Genomic DNA, 22,435 nt, shown 5'->3' with positions numbered 1-22,435 from the left:
CTGGGTCTATGACCTTGAAACATTTCGGCCGGGCTTGGCCGGTGGGGCCGTGAAAGTTTCACGTCCCCGGGGGGCCGTCGCTCAGGAGGGCGGCGCGAACGGGGCCGCGACGTCGGCGACGTGTTCCGCCGGGCCCGCCGTCTCCCAGTTCGGGTGGTAGATCTCGCGCATGGACAGCGCCGGGTCCAGCCCGTGGTCGTCCAGCCAGGCCCTGAGCGTGTCGTACGCCGGCAGGATCGCCGGATAGTGGCACCGCTCCTTGCTGACCTCGACGTACGCGGCCCGGTGGGACGGCTCCAGCCGCACGCCGATCCGGCCGGCGGGCTCGATCGGGCCGCCGGTCGGCAGGCACACCTCCACCGGGCCGTTCGAGTCCTCGCTCACCGTGCCGTGGAAGACGGCGAACGGCGGCCCGGACAGGCACCCGCCGGCCGCCCCCAGGTGGGCGAAGAGCGCGGCCGAGGCGTTCGTGATGAAGTCCGCCAGGCCGGAGGCGTGCGCATGGCCGTGGATGAAGATCACGCGCTGCTCGGGCACGTCCCGCAGGCGCACCTCGTACGCGGGGGTCGCGTCCTCCAGGAAGACCTGCCGGATGTAGGCCAGCAGCGACTGGCGTGCCCGCCACTGCTCCTCGCGGTGACTCCAGTGCCTCGCGATGGCCTCGACCGCCGCGGGCCCGTCCAGCCGCAGCACCCTGCCGACCTCGGCGAGGGGCATGTCGATGGCGCGCAGCAGCGTGATGCGCCGGGCCGCGGCGAGCTGCGCCCGGCCGTAACGGCGGAAGCCGGTGCGGGGGTCGACCTCGGCGGGCGGCAGCAGCCCCTTGGCGTCGTAGAGCCGCAGCGCCTTGAGCGTCAGGTTGGACCGCGCGGCGAACTGTCCAGTGGTCATCAAATCGGACACCGCATGAGTATGGGGTCTGCCCCTGGGGCGGAGACAAACGACGCGCGGGTCTCGTGCCCGGCAGCCGTCCGGCGATCGGCCATGTCTGCGCGGACACCATCCCGGCGCCCGCCCAGGAGGCGGGCAGGGCCGTCCACGGCCGGACGGCCGACCCGGTGCGGGCCCGCAGCGAGGCCGGGGTCCGGGGCCTGTTCGGCGAGTTGACCCCGGCCTGGTGCCGTCGGGCGACTGGCGGTCGTACGACGGCGGCCCCCATCCCGAGCAGGCCGCCGAGCCCCTTCCCGGGGTGTGTGTACTGAATGAGCGGTCGGCCGGGTGATTTTTCGGTTTTGTCGTACAGGTCGCGCTCGGCAGGCATGCTGGGACTGTGCGGATGATCCACATCGTGTCGTGTGCCGTCGTCAGCGTCCTGCTGCTCGGTCTCGTCGGCCTGCCGGGCGAGAGCATGACGTCGGCGGGGAAGTCCTCCCATCCCTGGCGTCCGGTGGGGTGGGGGACGCCGGCGATCGACGTCGTCGGCAGGGTCTCCGCCATCGCAGACGTCTACGGTGACGTGGCGGTGCGCCCGCTGTGGGACCCGCACGCCGAAGGGCTGGCAGCGGAGCGGATCACGGACGGATCCCCGGTCTGGCGGTACGAGAACGCCTGGGCCGACGACTCGGTAGGCCACGTACGGGTGGACGACCGCCGGATCGCGGCCGTCCGGCGGGACGGCCGGGTCAGCCTCGTCGACGTGCCGGACGGCCGCATCGTCTGGCGGGCCGACCTGCCGCAGGGCCCGTACCACGAGGCCAACCGGGCCTACGACGAGGAATGGGGGGCGGCCTGGGAGATCTCGGTGGCCAGGGACGGCTCCGTGCCCCTCCTGGTGATCCTGCACGAAGGCCGGCTCGACGTGCTGGACGGACGCACGGGAACCATCCGCTGGTCCTTCCCGTCCGGATCGTCCGCCTCCTGCCCCACGGGGGACTCCGACCTCGGGGCCCGCGGCGAGGGCGAGCTCGTCCTGCTCTTCCGGGACTGCGCGGGCGCGGAGTCCAACGTCGCGCTCCGCGCCGCGGACGGCAGGCGGCTGTGGGGGTTCGACGGCGGGAGGTTGTGGCACGCGCGTGCGCTCGGCGCCGAGCGTCTGGCGTCCGTGGACGGCGGCGGCGCCCTGGTCGTCCGCGAGGTCCGGGACGGGAAGGTGCTGTGGCGCGTCCCGTCGGCGGGGCTGCGGGACAACCCGGACGGGAGCGCGATGGGGGTGTCGGACGAGCTGCTGACCGTGCGCTCCAAGACCGCGGTGACCGCCTACCGGATCGCCGACGGCGAGGTCGCCTGGCGCCGCGACCTGGACACGGCGCGCGACGGCACCGTGCTCACGGACGGCGTGCACACCTACGTCGCGCAGGACGCGACCACGCTGGTCAAGCTCGACGCCCGCACGGGCCGCGTCGTCGACCGGCGTCGCTTCGAGGACGACGTCGCCCCGCGATGGCTGCGCGACGGCCTGGCCACGATCGGCGTCGGCGCCGGCGACGACGTGCTGGTCGGCTGACCCGGCGGAGAGTGACCGCCGGGGTGAGGACCGCGTCCTGGACGGACGGTTCTCACGGCGACGGCCGGACATGTCTGACCCGCACGATGCCGGGCACCGTGCGGGCCAGCACACCGGCGACGTGATCGGCCTGCTGCCGGGACGGCCCGCGCAGCTCGGCCACGCCGTCGCGGACGGCGACGTCCCAGCTCGGGCCCGCCGGGTACTGCTCGCGCAGCGCGGCCTCGACCGCCTGGCGCAGGTCTTCGTCGGGCCGGGCGAGCATGGCCATCAGGTCGCGGCGGCTGACCATGCCGGCGATCCGGCCGCCGTTCACGACGGGCAGGCTCTTGACCCGCTCGCGGACCATGAGGTCGATGGCGACGGTGACGTCCGTGGTCTCGGTGACCGTGACGACGTCGCGGCTCATGACGTCCATCACCTGGCGGGGCAGCGGCTCCTCGGCCGGCGCGGCCGGGCGGACGGTCGCGCGGGGATCGGGCCCGAACTCCCCCCGCAGCAGGTCCAGTTCGCTGACCACGCCGACGAGCCGGCCGTCGTCGTCGACGACGGGCGCGGCGGTGATGTCGTGGCCGTGCAGGACCCGGACGGCCCGCCGCACCGGATCGGTGTCGCGGACGGTGACGGCCGGGCTGCTCATGACCTCGCGGACGAGCATCGCTGTCTGGCCTCCCACTCGGAGTCGTCGGTCTCGCAGGTCAGCTTGCCACGACGGTCGTCTCCACGGCCCGCTCCGTCCGGGGGTGGCGGCCTCGTGGCTCTCCCATCACAACCCGGGGCGCGGCCGGTCCGGTAGGGCCGGAAGTCCCGAACGAGATCCGTGCCGCCACCCGACCCCCGGAACGGACTTAGGGTCTTGGGCATGGCCGACCCCATTCTCGTGCTGAACACGGGATCCTCCTCCATCAAGTACGAGCTCGTCGATCCGCACACCCGCGAGCGCGCCGCCAGAGGGCTGGTCGAGCGCATCGGGGAGGAACACGGGCGGATCACGCACCACGGCGGGGACGGGCCGCCGTACGTCCGTGAGCGTCCCTTCCCCAGCCACGGGGACGGGCTGGAGGCGATGCTGGCGGCGTTCGCCGCCGCGGGGCCCGAGCCGGCGCCGGTCGCGGTCGGGCACCGGGTGGTGCACGGCGGCACCCGGTTCGCCGCGGCGGTGCTCATCGACGACGAGGTCATCGCCGCGATCGAGGAGCTGGCCCCGCTCGCGCCCCTGCACAATCCGATCAACCTGACCGGCATCCGGCTGGCGCTCAAGGTGTTCCCGGACGTGCCGCAGGTGGCCGTGTTCGACACCGCGTTCCACCGCACGCTGCCGCCCGAGGCGTACACGTACGCGGTGCCGCGCGAGTGGCGTGCGCAGGGCGTGCGGCGCTTCGGCTTCCACGGCACCTCGTGCGCGTACGTCTCCCGCCGCGCCGCGGCCGTCCTGGGCCGCGACCTCGACGATCTCAACCTGATCGTGCTCCACCTCGGCAACGGCGCCAGCGCCACCGCGATCTCCGGCGGGCGCAGCGTCGACACCTCCATGGGCATGACGCCGCTGGAAGGGCTGGTCATGGGCACCCGCTCGGGCGACGTCGACCCGGCCCTGGCCGCGTACCTGGCCCGCACCGGCGGCCTGGACGCCCAGCAGGTGGAGCACGAGCTCAGCCACCGCGGCGGCCTGCTCGCGCTCACCGGGTCCGGCGACATGCGCCAGGTACGCGCCCGCGACGACGACGAGGCCAGGCTGGCCCTGGAGATCTACACCCGGCGCATCCGCAAGTACGTCGGCGCCTACCACGCGCTGCTCGGCTGCCGGGTGGACGCGATCGTGCTCACCGGCGGCGTCGGCGAGCACGACGCCGCCACCCGCGCCGCCTGCCTGGCGGGGCTGGAGCGGCTCGGCATCGCGGTGGACCCCGTGCTCAACGCCGCGGGGGCGTCCGGTGAGCGTGCGGTGTCCGTCCCCGGCGCCGAGGTGCCCGTCCTCGTCATCCCCACCGACGAGGAGTGGGAGATCGCCCACCAGACGTTCGCGCGGCTGACGTCCGGCTGAGCGGGCCGCGCTACGCGCCCTTGTCCGTGGTCCGGTTGAACGGGGAGAGCGTGGTCAGGTCGCGGGCGGCGGCCAGGTGGGAGGCGAAGTTCGGGTCGAGGAGGCCCAGGAGGAGCACGACGGCCCAGGCCACGACGGCGATCATGGCGCCGTCGTCGAAGGGGGACGGGAGCCGGAGGCCCAGCCGGTCGGCGGTCACCAGGCCGGCGACCGGGAGCAGGGCGATGACCAGGGTCCGGACGGTCTCCAGGACGCGGGCGTGCCACGTCCGGCGGGTGTCCTCGGGGGTGGTGTCGCGGGTGGGGAGCCGGTCGTACTCGCCCGTGATGACGGTGCGGGTCAGCTCGGCGACGCGGGTGCGGAGGTCGTCGTAGGCGGTCGGCGACGGCAGCGCCACCCACAACTGGAGGTCGATGACGGCCCTGGACGCCTCGACCGCGCGGGCGCGGACGACGGCCCTGGTCAGCGGGGTCCCACCGCGGGCGACGGTCGGGATGCAGACCCGTAGCAGGAAGGCGACCTTGCCCAGCAGACCGAGGATCTCCCTGCGCGCCTCCGGCGGGAGCTGGCCGCGGCGGCCGGGCTCGGCGCGGGCCAGGATGGCCGCCAGCTGCTCGAAGAGCGGCTCGGTGGGCGGGGTGCGGGACTCGCGGTCCCACTGCCACATCACCACCTTGACCGGGATCATCCCGACGAGCAGGGCACAGCAGGCGGCGCCGATGCTCTGGGGGATCGGCATCCATTCCCGGTTCGCCAGGTCGACGGCCCAGGCGGGGCCGGTCGCCTGGCGGAGGTACAGGGCGGCCGGGAAGCAGGCCACCCCCACCACCGTGATCAGCGGGTCGAGGACGTAGCGGAAGAGCGGGCGATGACGCCGGTTCTCGATCCAGACGGCGATCGGTATGTAGACCGCGAGGCCCAGGACGGCCAGGAAGATCCTCTGCACGGAGGTGACGGAGAACACCGACACCACGAAGACGACGGCCGCGCCGAGCATGGGCAGCAGGATCCAGCCGCTCACGTTGTCCTCGACGTGCCTGCGCCGCACCGACCACCGGGCGGTGGACGCGGCCACCGCCCGGTAGCGGCTGCGCAGGAGCGCCGGGTCGTCGCCGGGCCCCAGGCTGCGCGCGAAGACCGGCCAGGTGCCGTCCAGCTTCTTGGCCAGGGCGAACATCTCCGCCAGCTCGGGTTTCTCCAGCAGGCCGCCGGTGCGGGCGGGCGCGACGGGTTCTGCGACGGGGGGAACCGCTTCGTCGGTCATGAGGACGTCCTCACGTTGAGCGGGCTACTGCGCGAGGGTCGCCTCTCGACACTACAGAGCGTGGGAAGGCGAGGCGGTGGCGTGACCGGATCGTGCCAGAACTTCCCCGCCAACCCGATGAGGACCAACGGCCCTGCCGGGCGGGACTTCCTCCTCCGGCGCCGCGCCGCCCGCCGGAGGAGCCTGATGGTGAGAGCTTCGACCGGTGAAGGAGATGCGCGATGAGCACTCACATCGTCGTCGGTGTGGACGGGTCCGTCCCGGCGACCGGAGCGGTGGAATGGGCGGCCGGCGACGCGCGGCGGCGGGGCCTGGACCTGCGTCTCGTGCACGTCGGCCCGCAGTGGCTGCACGAGGGGAACGCCGAGCACTGCGCCCGCCTGCTGGAGGAGGCCGCCGACCGGGCCCGCGCGCTGGCCGGCGGCGTCAAGGTGACGACGGAGCTGCTGTCCGGGAACGTGGCCGGGGAGCTGATCCGCGAGTCGGCGACGGCCGGCGGTGTGGTGCTGGGCAGCCGGGGGCTCGGCGGGTTCGCCGGGATGACGGTCGGCTCGGTGAGCCTGGCGGTGGCCGGGCACGCGTCGGGGCCGGTCGTGGTCGTCCGCGCCCCCGCCGCCCCCGCCGCCCCCGCCGCCCCCGAGCACGGCAGGGTGGTGGTGGGCTACGACGGGTCGCGGGACGCGCAGGCGGCCATGGAGTACGCCGTCGAGCAGGCCAGGGCCCGCGGCGCCCGGCTGCACGTGGTCTCCGCCTGGCAGATGCCCGTCTTCTCCCCGTACGCGGTCACGTACAACACCCTGATCCAGGACCTGATGCGCGAGGAGACCGGCGCGGCGCGCGAGCGGGTCGTCCCCTGGCGGGAGGCCAACCCGGACCTGGTCGTCACCGACGAGCAGCCGTGCGCCCACCCGGTCACCGCCCTGATGCAGGCGGCCGGATCGGCCGACCTGGTCGTCGTGGGCTCGCGCGGCCGGGGCGGGTTCGCCTCCGCCGTGCTCGGCTCGGTCAGCCACGGCGTGCTGCACCACGTGACCTGCCCGGTCGCCGTGGTCCGGCCGGGCGAGGAGGAGCGGTCATGAACGGGTCGCCGACGGCGGGACAGGTCATGAGCCGCGTCCTGGTGGCCGTCAAGGCCGAGGAGTCGCCGCTGATGGCGTGGGAGCTGATGCGCCGGGCCGGCGTGCACCACCTGCCGGTCGTCGACGGAGGGCGCCTGCTGGGCATCCTGACCCGGGAGCGCCTGGCCGCGTCCTGGTCCGGCGGGCCGCAGGAGCAGTCCGGCCGCGAGGTGCGGGACCTGCTCGGCGGCGCGCGCACGCCCCGGGTGGGGCCGGGCACCCCGCTGAGCAGGGTCGCCGCCGCCATGCTGGACGCCGACGTGGACGCCGTGCCCGTGCTGTCCGACGACGGCCTGGTGGGCCTGATCACCGCCCGGGACGTCCTGTCGGCGGTCGCCGGACGGATCGAGCCGCAGCCCGAGCCGAGCGAGGTGGTGACCGGGATGTTCCACCTCGAACCGATCCTGCCGGAACGGCGGGAGGCGTGAGATGAAGGCACTGGTCGTCTACGAGTCCATGTACGGCAACACCGAGCGGATCGCCCAGGCCGTGGCGGAGGGGCTGGCCACCCGGATGCGGGCCACGGTGGCGGAGGTCGGCTCGGCCCCCGCGCACGTGGGGGACGAGGTCACCCTGCTGGTGGTGGGCGGCCCGACGCACGCCTTCTCCATGAGCCGGGCCTCCACCCGCGACTCGGCCGCCCAGCAGGCCGCCGGGCCGCTGGTGTCGCGGGGCAGGGGCGTGCGCGAGTGGCTGGCCTCGCTCAGCACGTCGTCGGCCGGGCTCTGCTCGGCGGCGTTCGACACCCGCGTGGCCAAGCCCCGCCTGCCGGGGTCGGCGGGCCGGGCGGTCGCCAAGCGGCTGCGCCGTCTCGGCGTCAGGCTCGCCGTGCCGCCGTGCAGCTTCTACGTGACCGGCACGCAGGGGCCGCTGGTGCCGGGCGAGCTGGAGCGGGCCAGGCAGTGGGGCGAGAGCCTGGCGGCGTCCTTCCCGGTGCCCGCGTCCTGACAGCCCGCCGAGAACGGCGCCCGGCGGTTTCCGCCGGGCGCCGTTTCAGTGCCGCGCGGGCGTGGGGGACGGGTGCAGGATCCGGTCCAGGCGGGCGGCGGCGTAGCCGAGCGCGGACAGCGCGACGACCACCAGCAGGTCTCCAGGCGCCAGCGGCCGGGTGCCGAGCAGCTCGCGCAGCGGCGGCAGGTAGATCCCGGCCAGTTGCAGGACGAACGCGCCGCCCACGGCGAGCAGCAGCATCGGGTTGGCCAGGGTGCCGGGGCGGGTCCTGGTGCCCAGCGCCACGCCGAGCTGGGTGGCGCCGAGGGCGAAGAAGGCCATGCTCTGCCAGGGCCGCCCAGTCATCGAGCCCCAGACGGCGACGCCCAGGGTGACGGCGGTGAGCACCACGGCGATGCGCACGACCCGCTGCCACAGGCCCGCCCCCATGATGCTCTGGCCCGGCGGACGCGGCGGCTGCGACATGGTTCCCTGCACCGCCGGCTCCCCGCCCAGCGCCACGCCGGGCAGGCCGTGGGTGAGCAGGTTGATCCACAGGATCTGCGCGGGCAGCAGCGGCAGCGGCAACCCGACGAACGGGCCCAGCACCATCACCGCGATCTCCGCCGCGCCGCCCGACAGGCCGTAGACCAGGAAACGGCGGATGTTGGCGTAGACCCGGCGGCCCTCCTCGACGGCCGCGACGACGGTGTCCAGGTTGTCGTCGGCGAGCACGAGGTCGGCGGCCTGCCGGGCGACCTCCGTGCCGCGTTTTCCCATGGCCACGCCGATGTCGGCGCGGCGCAGGGCCGGGCCGTCGTTGACGCCGTCGCCGGTCATCGCCAGGACCTCGCCGCGGCTGCGCAGTCCCTCGATGATGTCGAGCTTCTGCTCGGGGGTGGCCCGCGCGTAGACGCCGGCCGGGCCCGCGGCGAGCGCGCCGGGCTCGCGGCAGTCGACGACCCGGTCGGCGGCGCCGATGATGCCCAGGTCGGCGGCGACCGCGCGGGCGGTGCCGGGATGGTCGCCGGTGATCAGGACCGTCCTGATGCCGGCCCGTGCGCAGTCGGCCACGGCCGCGGCCGCCGCCGCACGCGGCGGGTCTTGGATCGCGACGAGCCCGAGCAGCCTCAGCCCGTCCTCCCGCACGGGTCGCGGGACGGCGCCGAGGTCGGCGCTCGCCACCGCCAGCACACGGTAGCCGTCCCGGGCGAACCGGTCGGCGCGTTCGGCGGCGCGGGCCCGCAGCTCCGGGGCGTCGGTCAGCACGTCCGGGCGGAGCAGCGCCTCCGGGGCGCCCTTGCAGATCAGGCGGACGCCGCCGCCCGGCAGCAGGTGCACCGTGCTCATCCGCTTGCGGTCGCTGTCGAAGGGCAGCTCGGCGGCCCTGGGGAAACGTTCCTGGAGGCCCGCGCGGTCGATGCCGAGCCGGGCGGCGGCGGCCAGCAGCGCGGCCTCGGTGGGGTCGCCCAGCGCCGTCCATTCCTCCCCGGTCTCCTGGGGTGGGCGCAGGCGGGCGTCGTTGCACAACGCCGCGGCGGTCAGCAGCGCGGCGAACTCGTCCGGGTCCCGGCCGGCGGCGAGCCCGCCGTCGGGCGCGTAGCCGGAACCGGTGACCGTGGCCTCGGCCGCCGGGGTCCACAGGTGCCGGGCGACCATCCGGCCCTCGGTGAGGGTGCCTGTCTTGTCGGTGGCGAGCACGGTCACCGAGCCCAGCGTCTCCACGGCGGGCAGGTTGCGGACGAGCGCGTCGCGGGCCGCCATCCGGCGGGCGCCCAGGGCCAGGCTCAGGGTCACGACCGCGGGCAGGGACTTGGGCACGGCGGCGACCACCAGGCTGATCGCGGTCACCACCATCAGCTCGACCGGCTGGCCGCGGACCAGGCCCAGGACCAGCACCAGAGCCGACAGCAGCACCGCGACACCGGCCAGCAGCCGTCCGACGCCGACCAGACGGCGCTGCAGCGGCGTGAGACCGGCGCCCTTGACCATGAGCGCGGCGATGCGCCCGCTCGCGCTCGCCGCGCCGATCGCGGTGACCACCGCCCGGCCCCTGCCGCGCGCCACGACGGTGCCCGAGGAGACCGCCGCGCCCGCGTCCTTGTCCACCGGGACGGACTCGCCCGTCAGCGCCGACTCGTCCACCAGCAGCGCGGCCGACTCCACCACTTCGGCGTCGGCCGGGACGATGTCGCCCTCGGCGAGCACCAGCAGGTCTCCGGCCACGACGTCACCCGCGGGGATCTGCCGCTGGTGGCCGTCGCGCACGACGCGGGCCTCCGGGGTGGCCAGCTCGGCCAGGGCCGTGATGGCGCGGTCGGCGCGCACCTCCTGCGTCACGCCGACGGCCGTGTTGACCACGATGACCAGCGCGATCACGGCGGCGTCCGTCCAGTCGCCGGTGCCGACGGTCAGCGCCGCCGCGATCAGCAGCACGATGATGAGCGGATCGCGGAGCTGGGTGACGACGCGCCGCCACAGCGGGGTGGGCGGTTTGCGCGGGAGCAGGTTGGGGCCGTCGCGTTCCAGGCGTACGGCTGCCTCCGCCGACGACAGGCCAGAGGACGAGGGCGTCACGTGGGTGTCCTTCCTGCCCGCCGTGGCCTTCGGGTCGGCGGAGTCATGCCAAGTGTCTTCAGGATCTAGTCTTCGCCCTGCTCAGGGCGGTAAACGTGCAGGTCTGCCGGCTCTGCGGCCGGCCGTCCCGCTCCTCCAGCCTCCGGAGGCCGGCCGGACGGCGGCAGGGTCGAAAGTCACCGGGAGAGGGGCCTTCGGCACTGTTCCGTCCCGGTCTCGCGGCCGGATCGTGGAGGTATGAGCATTCGCCTGATCGTGGCCGGGACCGACGGCACCGAGGACTGCGAGGCCGCGCTGCTGTGGGCCGCCGACGAGGCGGGCCGTCGCGGGGCGCGGCTGGTCGTGGTGCACGCCTGGGAACCCTCGATCGAGCACAGGGCGCCGTACGCGCCGTGCCCGTCCCGGCCCGCCGGGTTCGAGGAGGCGCGCGCGAGTGTCGTGCTCGATCAGGCGGTCGCCCTGGTCATGGACCGGTTCCCCGGTGTCGCCGTCGAGGCGCGCCTCGTGCGGGGCCGCCCCGAGACGGCGCTCGCGGACCAGGCGCGCGGGGCCGGCCTGCTGGTGCTCGGTTCCGCCGCGCGGCCCGCCGGGGACGGGCGGCTCGGCGCGGTGCTGCTGTCGTGCCTGCGCCTGCCGCCGTGCCCCGTGGTCGTGGTGCGGCCCACGGCGACGGACGGCGGGACGCCGTCGAGGCCGCCCGCCTTCGCCGGACGGCATCGGGGAAGGCTCTTCGGCCATGGCCCGGCCGACCTTCGGCTCTGCGAGGGGCGGCGGGAGGCCGGGTCTCATGGAAGGTGACGAAGGAGGGAACATCATGATCGTTGCAGGAGCCGACGGCTCGGCGGCCTCGCGCGCCGCCGTCGCATGGGCCGCGGACGACGCCTTCCGCAGGCGGCTGCCGCTGCGGATCGTGCACGCCGTGGACCGCACGCCGTACCAGATCCACCGGTTCTCCCCGGGCTGGGTGCCCGACCTGCTGTGGGACGAGGGCGAGCGCATCCTGCGGGAGGCCGAGGAGCTGGCCCGGGAGCGGCAGCCGTCCGTCGAGGTCACGACGCAGGACGTCGAAGGTCTGCCGGCCGTCGTGCTGCGCGGGCTGGAGAAGGAGGCCACCGAGATCGTGCTCGGCAGCCGCGGTCTCGGCGGGTTCGCCGGCGCGCTGCTGGGCTCGGTCGGCACGCACGTCGCCGGGCACGCCCGCTGCCCCGTCGTGGTGGTGCGCGGCGAGCGGCAGCAGGTGCGCGGTGAGGTCGTGGCGGGGGTGGACGACTCACCGGAGTGCGTGCCCGCCCTCGCCTACGCCTTCGAGCAGGCCCGGCTGCGGGCCGCCACGCTGCGGGTGCTGCACGCCTGGCAGCTGCCCGTGCACGCGTTCGCGCCGGAGGCCGCCTACGCCATGGACGAGGTCCGCGCGGCACAGCAGCAGGTCGTCGACGACCTGGTGAACATGTTCGCCGCCGACCACCCCGAGGTCGACGTCGTGCGGGAGACGCCGTCGGCGCACCCCGTGGACGCGCTCACCGCGGCCTCCGACCACGCCGACCTGCTGGTGGTGGGGTCGCACGGGCGCGGCGGGCTGGGGTCGGCGCTGCTCGGGTCGGTCAGCCGCGGCGTGCTGCACCACGCCCGCTGCCCGGTGGCGGTCGTCCGGCCGCAGGACTGACGGCCCCTCGTCGCGTTGGCGCGGGCGTTGGGACGGGCGTGGAGCGCCTTTGCCCTTGTCTTGGCGGCGGGCCGGTAACCAGAACCAGGGGAGGCCGAGCGGGAAGGCCGGGACTCGCGGTCGCCGGCGCCCTGGGCCTCCAGCCGCTTCTGCGGGGCGGCCCGGTGGAGCACGGTGGCCGCCGCCCTCGCCGCCGGACGTCCGCCCTCCGCCCCCCGAGAAGGGGACCAAGGTCCCTAGGGCGCGGGAACGCATCGGGAAATCATCGTCATCATGACGACGATGCAGCACATCGATGCCTACTGGCGCGCGGCGAACTACCTGTCCGTCGGGCAGATCTACCTGCTGGACAACCCGCTGCTCACCGAACCGCTGCGCCCCGAGCACGTCAAGCCGCGGCTGCTCGGCCACTGGGGCACCACCCCGGGGCTGAACTTCTGCTTCGCCCACCTCAACCGGATCATCGCCGAACGCCGGCAGGACATGATCTACATCGCCGGTCCGGGACACGGCGGGCCCGCCGCCGTCGCCCATGCCTGGCTGGAGGGCTCCTACTCGGAGAAGTACCCCGAGATCTCCCAGGACGCCGCCGGGATGCGCCGGCTGTTCCGGCAGTTCTCCTTCCCCGGCGGCATCCCCAGCCACGTCGCACCCGAGACCCCCGGCTCCATCCACGAGGGCGGCGAGCTGGGCTACTCGCTCGCGCACGCGTTCGGCGCGGCCTTCGACAACCCGCGCCTGGTGGTGGCCTGCGTCGTCGGCGACGGCGAGGCCGAGACCGGCCCGCTGGCCGCCAGCTGGCACTCCAACAAGTTCCTCGACCCCTACCGCGACGGCGTCGTCCTGCCGATCCTGCACCTGAACGGCTACAAGATCGCCAACCCGACCGTCCTGGCCCGCATCCCGCAGGACGAGCTGGTCAAGCTCATGGAGGGCTACGGCTACCGCCCCCACCTCGTCGGCCCCGACCACGAGGAGATGGCGCGCACCCTCGACACCGTCTTCGACGAGATCGCCGCCTACAAGGAGGGCCGCCTGGAACGCCTCCCCATGATCGTCCTGCGCACGCCGAAGGGCTGGACCGGCCCGCGCGAGGTGGACGGCAAGCCGGTCGAGGGCACCTGGCGGGCCCACCAGGTGCCGCTGTCGGGCGTCCGCGACAACCCGGCGCACCTGGCCATGCTGGAGGAGTGGATGCGCTCGTACCGGCCGCAGGAGCTGTTCGACGCCGAGGGCCGCCCGGCGCCCGTCCTGTGGGGGACGGTCCCGGAGGGGCCGGCGCGGATGAGCGCGAGCCCGCACGCCAACGGCGGCGAGCTGCTGCGCCCGCTGGCGCTGCCCGACTTCCGCGACCACGCGGTGGAGGTCAAGTCGCCCGCGGCGCAGTCGACCGAGCCGACCAGGGTTCTGGGCGCCTTCCTGCGGGACGTGATCGCCGCCAACCCGCACAACTTCCGGCTGATGGGCCCGGACGAGACCGCCTCCAACCGGCTGCAGGCCGTGTTCGAGACGACCACGCGGGCCTGGAACGCCGAGGTAGAGCCGGCCGACGAGAACCTGGCGCCGGGCGGCCGGGTGATGGAGGTGCTCAGCGAGCACCTGTGCCAGGGCTGGCTGGAGGGCTACCTGCTGACCGGCCGGCACGGCCTGTTCAACTGCTACGAGGCGTTCATCCACATCATCGACGCCATGTTCAACCAGCACGCCAAATGGCTGCAGTCGGCGAAGAGGATCCCGTGGCGGCGGCCCGTCGCCTCGCTCAACTACCTGCTGTCGTCGCACGTGTGGCGGCAGGACCACAACGGCTTCAGCCACCAGGACCCCGGCTTCCTCGACGTGGTCGTCAACAAGAAGGCCGAGGTCGTCCGGGTCTACCTGCCGCCGGACGCCAACACCCTGCTCTCGGTGGCCGACCACTGCCTGCGCTCGCGCGACTACGTCAACGTGATCGTGGCGGGCAAGCAGCCGGTGCTGGACCTGTTCACCATGGACGAGGCCGTCGCCCACTGCACCCGCGGCCTCGGCGTCCTGCCCTGGGCGTCCTCGGACGAGGGGGCCGAGCCGGACGTCGTGCTGGCCTGCGCGGGCGACGTGCCCACCCTGGAGACGCTGGCCGCCGCGGCCACTCCTGCGCGAGCACCTGCCCGAGCTGAAGGTCCGCGTCGTCAACGTGGTGGACCTGATGCGGCTGCAGCCGCCGTCGGAGCATCCGCACGGCATGCCGGACGCCGAGTTCGACGCCCTGTTCACCACCGACAGGCCGGTCGTCTTCAACTTCCACGGCTACCCGTCGCTGATCCACCGCCTCACCTACCGCCGCACCGGCCACCCCAACATCCACGTGCGCGGCTACAAGGAGGAGGGCACCACGACCACGCCGTTCGACATGGCCATGCTCAACGACATCGACCGCTACCACCTGGTCATGGACGTCATCGACCGGGTGCCCGGCCTGGGCGCCACCCAGGCGCACCTGCGCCAGCGCATGGCCGACGCCCGGCTGGCGGCCCGCGCGTACACCCGCGAGCACGGCGAGGACGCCCCCGCGGTCCGCGACTGGACCTGGTGACGCACCGACGACGCCGGCCCCGCGCGGCCGGAAAAGGAGGGCCAAGGTCCCGTCAAGCAGGGCCGCTCCACCGCGGGCGGCCGGCCCCGCGGGACCGAGGCTGAATCCCAGCGACCTCTGAAGGGACCACGGACATGGATCGCATCGTGCTCGGCTACGACGGCTCGGACTTCTCCGTGCAGGCCCTGGACTGGGCGCTGGACGAGGCCGAGCTCAGGAACCTGCCGCTGACCGTCGTCCACGCCTGGCAATGGCCGTACGGCGAGGCGGACGAGGAGGCCAAGGCCCATCTGCGCAAGGCGGCCGAGCACGTCCTGTGGCACGGCGCCGAGTGCGCCCGCTCCACCAGCTCGGGCATCCGCGTGGAGACCGACCTGTACGAAGGTTCGGCCGCCCAGCGGCTGGTGGAGCTGTCCGGCGACGCCACGCTCGTCGTGGTCGGCTCGCGAGGGCTGAGCGCGCTGCCCAGGGTGGTGGTCGGTTCGGTGGCCGGGTACGCCGCCGCGCACGCCGAGTGCCCGGTGATCGTCGTACGCGGGCCGGGCCCGCTGCCCAAGGCCACCCGTCCCGGCCCGGTCGTCCTGGCCGAGCGGGAGCCGGACGCGGCGGTCGTCGAGTTCGCGTTCGCCGAGGCGGCCATGCGCGGGCTGCCCCTCGCGGCCTCCGCCGACCTGGGGGAGTGGGCGGCTCGCCGTCCGGAGGTCCACGTGGAGCAGGGTGAGCCCCACGAGCGGGCGACTCTGGTCGTGGTCGGCCGGACGCGGGCCGCGCACCTCGGCACCGCGAGCTCCCTTCCGCAGCACGCGCCCTGCCCCGTCGCGGTGGTGCCGGCGACCGCCCCTGAGACCTCCTGAGTCACCCGGACGCGGGCGGCAGCCGCGGATTCAGGACGGCGCCGGGCGCCACCGCGACCGGGCACCTGGCCTCCAGCAGGGCGGCCTGCGTCACCGCTCCGAGCAGCAGGCAGGGAGGGGCCTCGTTCCCCCGGTTGCCGAGCACAAGGAGCGTGGCGTCCTTGGAGGCCTCGATCAGCACGCGCTGGGGGCGTTCGGTCAGGAACTCGGTGACCACCGTCACCTCGGGACGTCTGCGGGCCAGGTGGGCGACGACTTCGCGGAAGCGGTTCTCCGCGCCCTTGCGCAGCGCGTGCGAGTCCACGAAGGGCAATGGCTCCTGCCAGGACGACGACCCGCAGTCGGTCCAGCAGCACAGGGCCGTCACGGTGCCCTCGCGCAGGGCGGCCTCGTCCAGGGCGAGGTCGAAGGCGGCCAGGCTGGCGGGCGAGCCGTCGAGGCCGACCACGACCCTGACGTCCTGGCGGGTGGGCGGCTGAAGCGGCGGCCGGACGACCACGACCGGCGTGACGCTGTGCGCGGGCACCTGGACGGCGGCCGACCCCACCTGAAGGCCCTCGAACCCGCCCTGCCCGCGGGATCCGAGCACCGTCAGCTCCGCCTCGCGCGCGGCCTCCAGCAGCACCGCCGAGGGGGTGCCCCGGCCCAGGAGCGGCTGGACGTCCAGCTCCGGTGCCAGCTCCCTGGCGCGCCGGACGCCTTCGTCCACGATGCCGAGCGCCACCGGTTCGACGTGCCGGATGATCTCCTGGGCGACGGGCCTGGGGGCGTAGGGCCAGTGCAGAGCGTGGCAGACCAGGACGGGCAGCCCGCGCAGGCGCGCGTCGGCGACCGCCCAGTGCAGCGCGTGGCGGCTCTCGGTCGAGTCGTCGTACCCGACGAGCACGGGCCGGCCGGCGGGTTCGTCGATCACTGCCGCCTCCGGGAGCGAGATCTGTCCGGTTTACCTGCCCGGATGAGCCTTCCCGCGACCGGCGGGACGAGCCCCACGGTTGCGGAAATTCTTGGCCTGGCCTGCTTGCCCGTCGCACGCGGCGTCCCGAAGTTGGAGGTGACAGCGGCGACTTTTGGTGTGTTTACGCCCCTTATATCCGTTATGGCGGGTATGGGGACCTGGCAGGCGTGAAGGAGGGAAGATGCGCGGACGGATCGTGGCCGCGGTGGACGGCTCCGCGTCATCGACCGCCGCGGTGGAATGGGCCGCCGGCGACGCGCAGCGAAGAGGGCTGCCGCTCCGGCTCGTGCACGTGTGCGAGCAGTGGGTGCTCGGCGTGGACGGCGCCCGGTACTGCGTGGGCGCGCTGGAGGCGGCAGCGGGCAGGGCCCGCGCGATCGGCGGCGGCGTCGAGGTCACCGCCGAGATGCTGGCGGGCAACGTGATCGACGCGCTGATCGTCGAATCGGCCGCGGCCGACAGCCTGGTGCTGGGCAGCCGGGGCATGGGCGGCTTCGCCGGCATGGTGCTGGGGTCAGTGGGCAGGGCGGTGGCCGGGCACGCCGCGGGGACCGTCGTGGTCGTCCGCGGGGTGGTCGCCGTCCGGCACGACCTGGTGGTGGCCGGCGACGACGGCTCGGCGGGGTCGCGGCAGGCCCTGGCGTACGCCGTCGAGCAGGCCCGTGCGCGCCGCGCCCGCCTGCACGTGGTCTACGCCTGGCAGGCGCCGGCGGTCTCGCCGTACTGGGCGGCCTACAGCCACCTGCTGGCCGACTCCTTCCAGGAGGAGGCGCGGGCGGCGCAGGCACGGGTGAACCCGTGCCGGAGCGAGCACCCCGACGTCGTGATCACCGACGAGCAGGTGCGCGGGCACCCGGTGGCCGCGCTCGCCGAGGCGGCCGCCGCCGCGGACCTGGTCGTGGTCGGCTCGCGCGGACGGGGCGGCTTCTCCTCCGCGGTGCTCGGCTCGGTGAGCCACGGCGTGCTGCACCACGCGGCCTGCCCGGTGGCGGTGGTACGGCCGCGTGCGGAGAAGGGATGACGGGACCGGAGGTGTTCCGAGTGTCGGACGAGGGGGCGTCATGGCCGGTCTGATCGTGGTGGGAGCCGACGGCTCGGCCCCCGGCGCCGCGGCGGTCGGATGGGCCGCCGACGACGCCGCGCGGACGGGCGCGGAGCTGCGGATCGTGCACGCCCTGGACCGGCAGCCGTACGCCGTCACCAGGTTCCCCGACTACGGCCAGGGCAACTACCTGCTGATGGCGGCGGCCAAGGTGCTGGAGGCGGCCGAGACCGCCGCCCGCGACCGGCAGCCGTCGGTGCGGGTGCACGCCGAGGTCGTCGAGGGGGCGCCCGCGGCCGTCCTGCTGGACCAGGCACGCCAGGCGGACGAGCTGGTCATCGGCAACCGGGGGCTGGGCGGGTTCGCCGGCGCGCTGCTGGGATCGGTGACCATGCACGTGGCCGGGCACGCCGCCTGTCCCGTGGTGGTGGTGCGCGCGGAGGGTGGCGGGCCGGTCGGCGAGATCGGCGTCGGGATCGGCGACTCCGACGTCTGCCAGCCGGCCATCGGCTACGCCTTCGAGCAGGCCAGGCTGCGTGGCGCCCGGCTCCGCCTGATCCGCGCCTGGCAGATCCCCGTGCACGCCTTCGCCCCGGAGATCGCCTACGACCTGGGCGAGGTCCGGGCCGCCCAGCACGGGGCGGTCCGCGCCCGGACGGCCGGATGGCGGGAGAGGTGTCCCGAGGTGACGGTCGTGGAGGACGTGCAGAGCGCGCATCCGGTCGAGGCGCTCACCGGCGCCCCCTGCGACCTGATCGTGGTCGGCTCCCACGGGCGGGGCGCGTTCGGTTCGCTGGTGCTCGGCTCGGTCAGCAGGGGAGTGCTGCACCACGCCAGAGGCGCCGTCGCGGTGGTCCGCCCCTAGAGGTCGTCCCTGGTCAGAAGGGTCGAGAAGCATGCAAGCTGGAAGTATGAGGCAAACCCTGCGCTTCGGACGGGTGGCGGGCATCCCCGTCGGCGCTCATTGGTCCGCGTTGGGCATCGTCGCGCTCGTGGCGGTGGCCTTGGGCTCCGGAGTCCTGGCCGTCGCCGCCCCGGGGGCGGGCAGCACGGCGTACTGGGTCGCCGGCGTGCTCACCGGGCTGTTGCTCATGGTGTCCCTGCTCGCGCACGAGCTGGCGCACGCGCTGGTGGCCAAGCGGTGCGGCATGGAGGTGGAGTCCGTCACGCTCTGGGCGCTGGGCGGCGTCACGCAGTTCCGCGACGAGGCGCGGACGCCCGGGGCCGAGGTGGCGACGGCGGCCGCCGGCCCGCTCGTGAGCCTGCTGCTCGGCGGTCTCGCCCTCGCCGTCACGGCCGTGCTGCCGCCGGGCGTGCCCAGGGCCGCCGCCGCGTGGCTGGCCATGATGAACCTGATCCTGGGCGTGTTCAACCTGCTGCCCGGCAGCCCGCTCGACGGCGGGCGGGTGCTGCACGGCCTGCTGTGGAGCCGCCACGGCGATCGCGCCCGCGCCGACGCCAGTGCCGCGCGGGCCGGTTACGCGATCGGCCTCGTGCTGACCTTCACCGGGTTCGTCGTGATCTGGGTGTGGAACCCGCTCGGCGGGATGTGGGTGGTGATCACCGGCTGGTACATCGCGGGCGCCGCCCGCGGCGAGATCATGAGCAGGGCGGCCCGGCGCGGCCTCGGGGGAGTGCTGGTGCGGGACGTCATGACGGCCACGCCGGACCTGGCCCCCGCGTGGCTGACCGTGCAGGGGCTGGTCGACACGGTGGTGCTCGGCTCCCACCAGTCGGTCTTCCCCGTCGTGGGGCTCGACGGGGCGCCGCTCGGCGTGGTCTCGCTGGAGACCCTGCTCGCCGTGCCCGCCGACCGCAGGGGGGACACCAGGGTGGAGACGCTGGTCGCGGCCCAGAAGCCGCCGCGCGTCCTGTCGCCGGGCGACGACGCGGCCGCCCTGCTGGAACGTCCTTCGCGGGTGGGCGGCCTGTCGGCGGTGGTCGTCGAGGGCGGCGTGGTCACCGGCATGATCACCGACGCCGACCTCGGCCGGACGCTGCAGCAGGCGCTGCTCCGGCCCGCCACCCCCCTGTGAGGCCCGCGTCACGACGGCGGCCGGCTCACAGGCCGTGCACGCGGCGTCCCGTGACCTGGTGCGGGACGATCCGGATGTAGAGATGACGTTCCCCGCCCGCCCAGGGCGTGACGCCCGCGTCGGCCAGCTTGGCGACCTCGTCCTCGGGCACGTGGTGGGCGGGCCCCTGGATCAGCACGCTCCAGCCCTCCTTGCGCACCTCGTCGATCCGGTCCACCTGGAAGCCGATCATGATGTCCACGCCCTCCAGGCCGGTGCGCAGGTCCTGGTCCATGGGGCCGCCGCGGGACGTGCGGAACAGCACGGCGCCCTCGTGCAGCCGGTAGTTGACGGGCAGCACCGTGGGCCCGTGCGAGCCGTTGAACGCGATCCGCCCGATCCCGCCCGGCGCGACCAGGCGCAGGCACTCCTCGGGGTCGAGGACCTCCATGACCGGCTCGTCCGGGCCGGCGCCGGGGCCCGGCGGGCGGTCGCGGCCACCGCCCAGCAGGTCCTGTGGGGTCGTCTCCAGGGCGGTGGCCAGGCGGGTCACCGTGTTCCTGTCGGGGATGCCGAGGTGGCCCTCCAGGTACGTGACGTACCCGGGGGACATGTCGGCGCGCTCGGCCAGCTGGTCGACGGTGAGCCCCAGCCGGTCGCGGTGGTGGATCACCCGGCGTCCGAAGTCGCCACTGTTCGTCATGATCATCTCCTTCTCCGTGAGGACGAGGCCCACACCGCCCGGCACGGGGACGCCGTCGACCCGCGTGCCGTCGTGGTCGGCCTCGACGGTGATCCGGCGGCCGCGGAACAGGACGGGCAACGAGAGCGTGCCGAGCCGTCCGGGCAGCAGCGGGTCGAGCAGCAGGCCCTCGGGCCTCGGCTCCAGGCCCAGGTAGCAGCGTTGCAGCATGTCCACGGTCCCGGCCATCGCGCCCAGGTGCACGCCCTCGGCGGTGGTGCCGCCCTGGACGTCGTGCACGTCCCCGACCAGCGCCTCGGCGAAGAACTGCCAGGAGCGCGCCCGGTCGCAGCGCGACAACACCCAGGCGTGCACGACGGCGCTCAGCGTGGAGCCGTGGCTGGTGCGGTCGAGGTAGTAGGTGGTCGTCCGCGGGATCAGGCCGGGGTCGGCCGGGTAGCCGAGCCGGTCGAGGATCGCCAGCAGTTCGTCGGCGCCGAGCAGGTAGAACAGCATCAGCGTGTCGGCCTGCTTGGACGCCTTGTAGCGGTTGACGTCGTCGCCGTCGGCCTCCAGGGCGCGGTCGAGGCGGCGGACGCCCGCGTACCGCTCCCAGTCCAGCTCGGCGAGCCCGGCGTAGCCGGTGAACTGGCTGATGACGCCGTCGTGGAAGTCCACCCGCATGCGGCGGGTGATGTCCTCCCACCGCGTCGCCTCCCGCGCGCCGGCCGCGCCGAGCCGGAGGGCGTGCCGCAGCAGCCATACGGTCATGACGTTGGTGTAGGCGTTGTTGGCCAGGCCCGGTTCGGCGGCGCCTGGGTAGGCGGTGTGGTACTCGTCCGGGCCCATGACGCCGCGGATCTCGTACCGGCCGGAGACGGGGTCGAGCACGGCCAGCGAGGCGAAGAACCGCGCGATGCCGATCAGCAGGTCGGCGCACCACGCCGGCATGGAGCCGGTGGCCAGGCGGTACTGCCACACGTTGTAGGCGATGGCGAGGCCGACGTGGCGCTGCAGGTGGGAGACGTCGGGCAGCCAGCGTCCCGAGTCGGGGTTGAGGTGGTAGGTCTGGGTCTCCTCGCGGCCGTCGCTGCCGCTCTGCCAGGGGAACATCGCGCCGTCGTACCCGGCCGACCGGGCGGCCGCGCGGGCCTCCGGCAGGCGCCGCCACCGGTAGCGCAGCAGGCCGCGGGAGATCTCGGGGAAACGCAGGTTGAGCCAGGGCAGGACGAACAGCTCGTCCCAGAACACGTGCCCCCGGTACGCCTCCCCGTGCAGACCCCGCGCCGGCACCCCGGCGTCGAGGTCGGTGGTGTGCGGCGACAGGGTCTGGAGCAGGTGGAAGATGTGCAGGTGGACGATCTGCGACAGCTCCGGCCCGTCCACGTTCAGCTCGGCCCGCTCCCACAGCCGCTCCCAGGCCGCGGCGTGCGCGTCCAGGAGCTCGGCGAAGCCCGGGGCCGTGGCCGCGCGCCGCAGGGCGGCCGAGAGCGGGTCGTGCACGGCGGGATCGCGCGAGGTCAGCAGGGCGACGACCTTCGTGAACGTCACCGGCGTGCCCTCGGCCACCACCAGCACGTGCTCGCTGGTGACATGGTCCGGCTCCATGGAGGGCGAGCCGGGGGAGGGGGCGTCGGCGCGGGCGGCGAGCGCGACGGTGACGCGTGAGGAGCGGGTGGTCGCGGTCAGCCAGGTGAGCTCGTCGCGGTGGCCCGTGGCGTGTCCCGTCAGGTGGTCGCCGCGCAGGGCGCGGTAGCGTTCGACGCCGCTGTTGGTGACGCGCCCGTCCAGCCCGGCGCGGACGCGCAGCGGGCCCGACCAGTTCTCCGCGGTGAAGGTCGTCTCCAGGGCGGCCAGGACGGGATCGGCCATGGAGACCAGGCGGCGTTGCCGCACCCGGGTGACCCGGCCCCGCGCGTCGCGCCAGCGCAGCTCCCGCCGCAGCACCCCGTGGCGCAGGTCGAGCTCCTGGGTGTAGCCGAGCAGTTCGGCCAGCTCCGGGCTGAACCAGTCCTGGCCGGGCGTGGCGAAGCCGAGCGGCAGCCAGTCAGGCAGGTTGACCAGGTCCTCGTTGACGACCGTCCGGCCGCCCACCTCGGAGGCCAGACGGTCGTAGCAGCCCGCGTGGTAGGTGCCGGGCGTGCGGATCCGGCCCTCGGGCGTGGCGCCGCGGGTGGCGAAGCGGCCGTTGCCGAGCGTGCACAGCGCCTCGCGCAACCCGGCCGAGGCCGGGGCGAAGCCCTCGTACGTGAGCGTCCACGGGTTCATCGCGACCCCGC

The 22,435-nt window shown here is 74.4% G+C and carries 17 protein-coding genes and 1 pseudogene; 12 read left to right on the top strand and 6 right to left on the bottom strand.

Annotated elements, in window-relative coordinates:
• Positions 1-81: 81 nt before the first annotated feature.
• On the bottom strand, positions 82-903 hold the full coding sequence (locus ABZ459_RS19820) for a MerR family transcriptional regulator (RefSeq protein ID WP_357971876.1): 822 nt from the start codon (positions 901-903) through the stop codon (positions 82-84).
• 373 nt (positions 904-1,276) lie between these two features.
• On the opposite strand from ABZ459_RS19820, the gene ABZ459_RS19815 reads away from it, so the two are divergent.
• Entirely contained in the window at positions 1,277-2,443 is a 1,167-nt protein-coding gene (locus tag ABZ459_RS19815; protein ID WP_357972103.1) for a PQQ-binding-like beta-propeller repeat protein, read from the top strand.
• 52 nt (positions 2,444-2,495) lie between these two features.
• Here the strand turns inward: ABZ459_RS19815 and ABZ459_RS19810 are convergent, their stop codons facing one another.
• A complete protein-coding gene (locus tag ABZ459_RS19810; protein ID WP_357971874.1) occupies positions 2,496-3,101 on the bottom strand; it encodes a CBS domain-containing protein in 606 nt (201 codons plus the stop codon).
• A 204-nt stretch (positions 3,102-3,305) separates the two neighbouring features.
• On the opposite strand from ABZ459_RS19810, the gene ABZ459_RS19805 reads away from it, so the two are divergent.
• A complete protein-coding gene (locus ABZ459_RS19805; protein ID WP_357971872.1) occupies positions 3,306-4,487 on the top strand; it encodes an acetate kinase in 1,182 nt (393 codons plus the stop codon).
• A 10-nt stretch (positions 4,488-4,497) separates the two neighbouring features.
• Here ABZ459_RS19805 and ABZ459_RS19800 read toward each other — a convergent pair whose 3' ends face one another.
• Positions 4,498-5,751: a hypothetical protein gene (locus ABZ459_RS19800; RefSeq protein WP_357971870.1), complete on the bottom strand. Its 1,254-nt coding sequence runs from the start codon at positions 5,749-5,751 to the stop codon at positions 4,498-4,500.
• 221 nt (positions 5,752-5,972) lie between these two features.
• Between ABZ459_RS19800 and ABZ459_RS19795 the strand changes: the two genes are divergently transcribed.
• From ABZ459_RS19795 to ABZ459_RS19785, 3 genes are read left to right on the top strand one after another with little or no spacing between them, the layout of a single operon-like run.
• Positions 5,973-6,830 carry a universal stress protein gene (locus ABZ459_RS19795; protein WP_357971868.1) on the top strand — a complete coding sequence of 286 codons (858 nt, stop codon included), beginning with the start codon at positions 5,973-5,975 and terminating at the stop codon, positions 6,828-6,830.
• The gene (locus tag ABZ459_RS19790; RefSeq protein ID WP_357971866.1) at positions 6,827-7,297 is read left to right on the top strand and encodes a CBS domain-containing protein; all 471 of its coding nucleotides are present in this window, start codon (positions 6,827-6,829) and stop codon (positions 7,295-7,297) included. Before ABZ459_RS19795 ends, ABZ459_RS19790 begins: the two co-directional genes overlap by 4 nt.
• Before the next feature lies 1 nt (position 7,298).
• Positions 7,299-7,817 (top strand): flavodoxin domain-containing protein, encoded by a 519-nt coding sequence (locus tag ABZ459_RS19785; RefSeq protein ID WP_357971864.1) that lies wholly within the window; start codon positions 7,299-7,301, stop codon positions 7,815-7,817.
• A 45-nt stretch (positions 7,818-7,862) separates the two neighbouring features.
• On the opposite strand, the gene ABZ459_RS19780 is transcribed toward ABZ459_RS19785, so the two are convergent.
• A complete protein-coding gene (locus ABZ459_RS19780) occupies positions 7,863-10,376 on the bottom strand; it encodes a cation-transporting P-type ATPase (protein ID WP_357971862.1) in 2,514 nt (837 codons plus the stop codon).
• 237 nt (positions 10,377-10,613) lie between these two features.
• Between ABZ459_RS19780 and ABZ459_RS19775 the strand changes: the two genes are divergently transcribed.
• From ABZ459_RS19775 to ABZ459_RS19760, 4 genes and pseudogenes are all read left to right on the top strand, one after another.
• On the top strand, positions 10,614-11,174 hold the full coding sequence (locus ABZ459_RS19775) for a universal stress protein (RefSeq protein WP_357971860.1): 561 nt from the start codon (positions 10,614-10,616) through the stop codon (positions 11,172-11,174).
• 16 nt (positions 11,175-11,190) lie between these two features.
• Positions 11,191-12,039 carry a universal stress protein gene (locus tag ABZ459_RS19770; RefSeq protein WP_357971858.1) on the top strand — a complete coding sequence of 283 codons (849 nt, stop codon included), beginning with the start codon at positions 11,191-11,193 and terminating at the stop codon, positions 12,037-12,039.
• Positions 12,040-12,312: 273 nt separating this feature from the next.
• Positions 12,313-14,608: pseudogene (locus ABZ459_RS19765) on the top strand (phosphoketolase family protein).
• A gap of 134 nt (positions 14,609-14,742) precedes the next feature.
• Complete coding sequence (locus tag ABZ459_RS19760) at positions 14,743-15,462, top strand: universal stress protein (RefSeq protein WP_357971856.1); 720 nt, start codon at positions 14,743-14,745, stop codon at positions 15,460-15,462.
• Position 15,463: 1 nt separating this feature from the next.
• On the opposite strand, the gene ABZ459_RS19755 is transcribed toward ABZ459_RS19760, so the two are convergent.
• Positions 15,464-16,375, bottom strand: coding sequence for a universal stress protein (locus tag ABZ459_RS19755; protein ID WP_357971854.1), 912 nt, complete (start codon positions 16,373-16,375; stop codon positions 15,464-15,466).
• A gap of 223 nt (positions 16,376-16,598) precedes the next feature.
• Here ABZ459_RS19755 and ABZ459_RS19750 point away from each other — a divergent pair, with 223 nt between their 5' ends.
• Genes ABZ459_RS19750 through ABZ459_RS19740 form a run of 3 tightly spaced genes read left to right on the top strand, consistent with a single transcriptional unit; the run spans position 16,599 to position 19,495 of the window.
• A complete protein-coding gene (locus tag ABZ459_RS19750) occupies positions 16,599-17,438 on the top strand; it encodes a universal stress protein (protein WP_357971852.1) in 840 nt (279 codons plus the stop codon).
• 40 nt (positions 17,439-17,478) lie between these two features.
• Positions 17,479-18,324, top strand: coding sequence for a universal stress protein (locus ABZ459_RS19745; protein WP_357971850.1), 846 nt, complete (start codon positions 17,479-17,481; stop codon positions 18,322-18,324).
• A 46-nt stretch (positions 18,325-18,370) separates the two neighbouring features.
• The gene (locus ABZ459_RS19740; RefSeq protein ID WP_357971848.1) at positions 18,371-19,495 is read left to right on the top strand and encodes a M50 family metallopeptidase; all 1,125 of its coding nucleotides are present in this window, start codon (positions 18,371-18,373) and stop codon (positions 19,493-19,495) included.
• Positions 19,496-19,520: 25 nt separating this feature from the next.
• On the opposite strand, the gene ABZ459_RS19735 is transcribed toward ABZ459_RS19740, so the two are convergent.
• Positions 19,521-22,424 (bottom strand): pyridoxamine 5'-phosphate oxidase family protein, encoded by a 2,904-nt coding sequence (locus ABZ459_RS19735; protein ID WP_357971846.1) that lies wholly within the window; start codon positions 22,422-22,424, stop codon positions 19,521-19,523.
• Positions 22,425-22,435: the final 11 nt, after the last annotated feature.

This window comes from Nonomuraea sp. NPDC005692 (assembly GCF_040631115.1).
Lineage (GTDB): Bacteria > Actinomycetota > Actinomycetes > Streptosporangiales > Streptosporangiaceae > Nonomuraea.
The sequence above is the reverse complement of the archived record's forward strand: the minus strand, read 5'-3'. Positions and strand labels throughout refer to the sequence as shown.

Coding starts and splice junctions, on each gene's coding strand:
- ABZ459_RS19770 (WP_357971858.1), top strand. CDS start 11,191: ATGATCGTTGCAGGAGCCGACGGCTCGGCGGCCTCGCGCGCCGCCGTC.
- ABZ459_RS19790 (WP_357971866.1), top strand. CDS start 6,827: ATGAACGGGTCGCCGACGGCGGGACAGGTCATGAGCCGCGTCCTGGTG.
- ABZ459_RS19785 (WP_357971864.1), top strand. CDS start 7,299: ATGAAGGCACTGGTCGTCTACGAGTCCATGTACGGCAACACCGAGCGG.
- ABZ459_RS19735 (WP_357971846.1), bottom strand. CDS start 22,424: ATGAACCCGTGGACGCTCACGTACGAGGGCTTCGCCCCGGCCTCGGCC.
- ABZ459_RS19805 (WP_357971872.1), top strand. CDS start 3,306: ATGGCCGACCCCATTCTCGTGCTGAACACGGGATCCTCCTCCATCAAG.
- ABZ459_RS19775 (WP_357971860.1), top strand. CDS start 10,614: ATGAGCATTCGCCTGATCGTGGCCGGGACCGACGGCACCGAGGACTGC.
- ABZ459_RS19810 (WP_357971874.1), bottom strand. CDS start 3,101: ATGCTCGTCCGCGAGGTCATGAGCAGCCCGGCCGTCACCGTCCGCGAC.
- ABZ459_RS19760 (WP_357971856.1), top strand. CDS start 14,743: ATGGATCGCATCGTGCTCGGCTACGACGGCTCGGACTTCTCCGTGCAG.
- ABZ459_RS19815 (WP_357972103.1), top strand. CDS start 1,277: ATGATCCACATCGTGTCGTGTGCCGTCGTCAGCGTCCTGCTGCTCGGT.
- ABZ459_RS19750 (WP_357971852.1), top strand. CDS start 16,599: ATGCGCGGACGGATCGTGGCCGCGGTGGACGGCTCCGCGTCATCGACC.
- ABZ459_RS19745 (WP_357971850.1), top strand. CDS start 17,479: ATGGCCGGTCTGATCGTGGTGGGAGCCGACGGCTCGGCCCCCGGCGCC.
- ABZ459_RS19800 (WP_357971870.1), bottom strand. CDS start 5,751: ATGACCGACGAAGCGGTTCCCCCCGTCGCAGAACCCGTCGCGCCCGCC.
- ABZ459_RS19795 (WP_357971868.1), top strand. CDS start 5,973: ATGAGCACTCACATCGTCGTCGGTGTGGACGGGTCCGTCCCGGCGACC.
- ABZ459_RS19740 (WP_357971848.1), top strand. CDS start 18,371: ATGAGGCAAACCCTGCGCTTCGGACGGGTGGCGGGCATCCCCGTCGGC.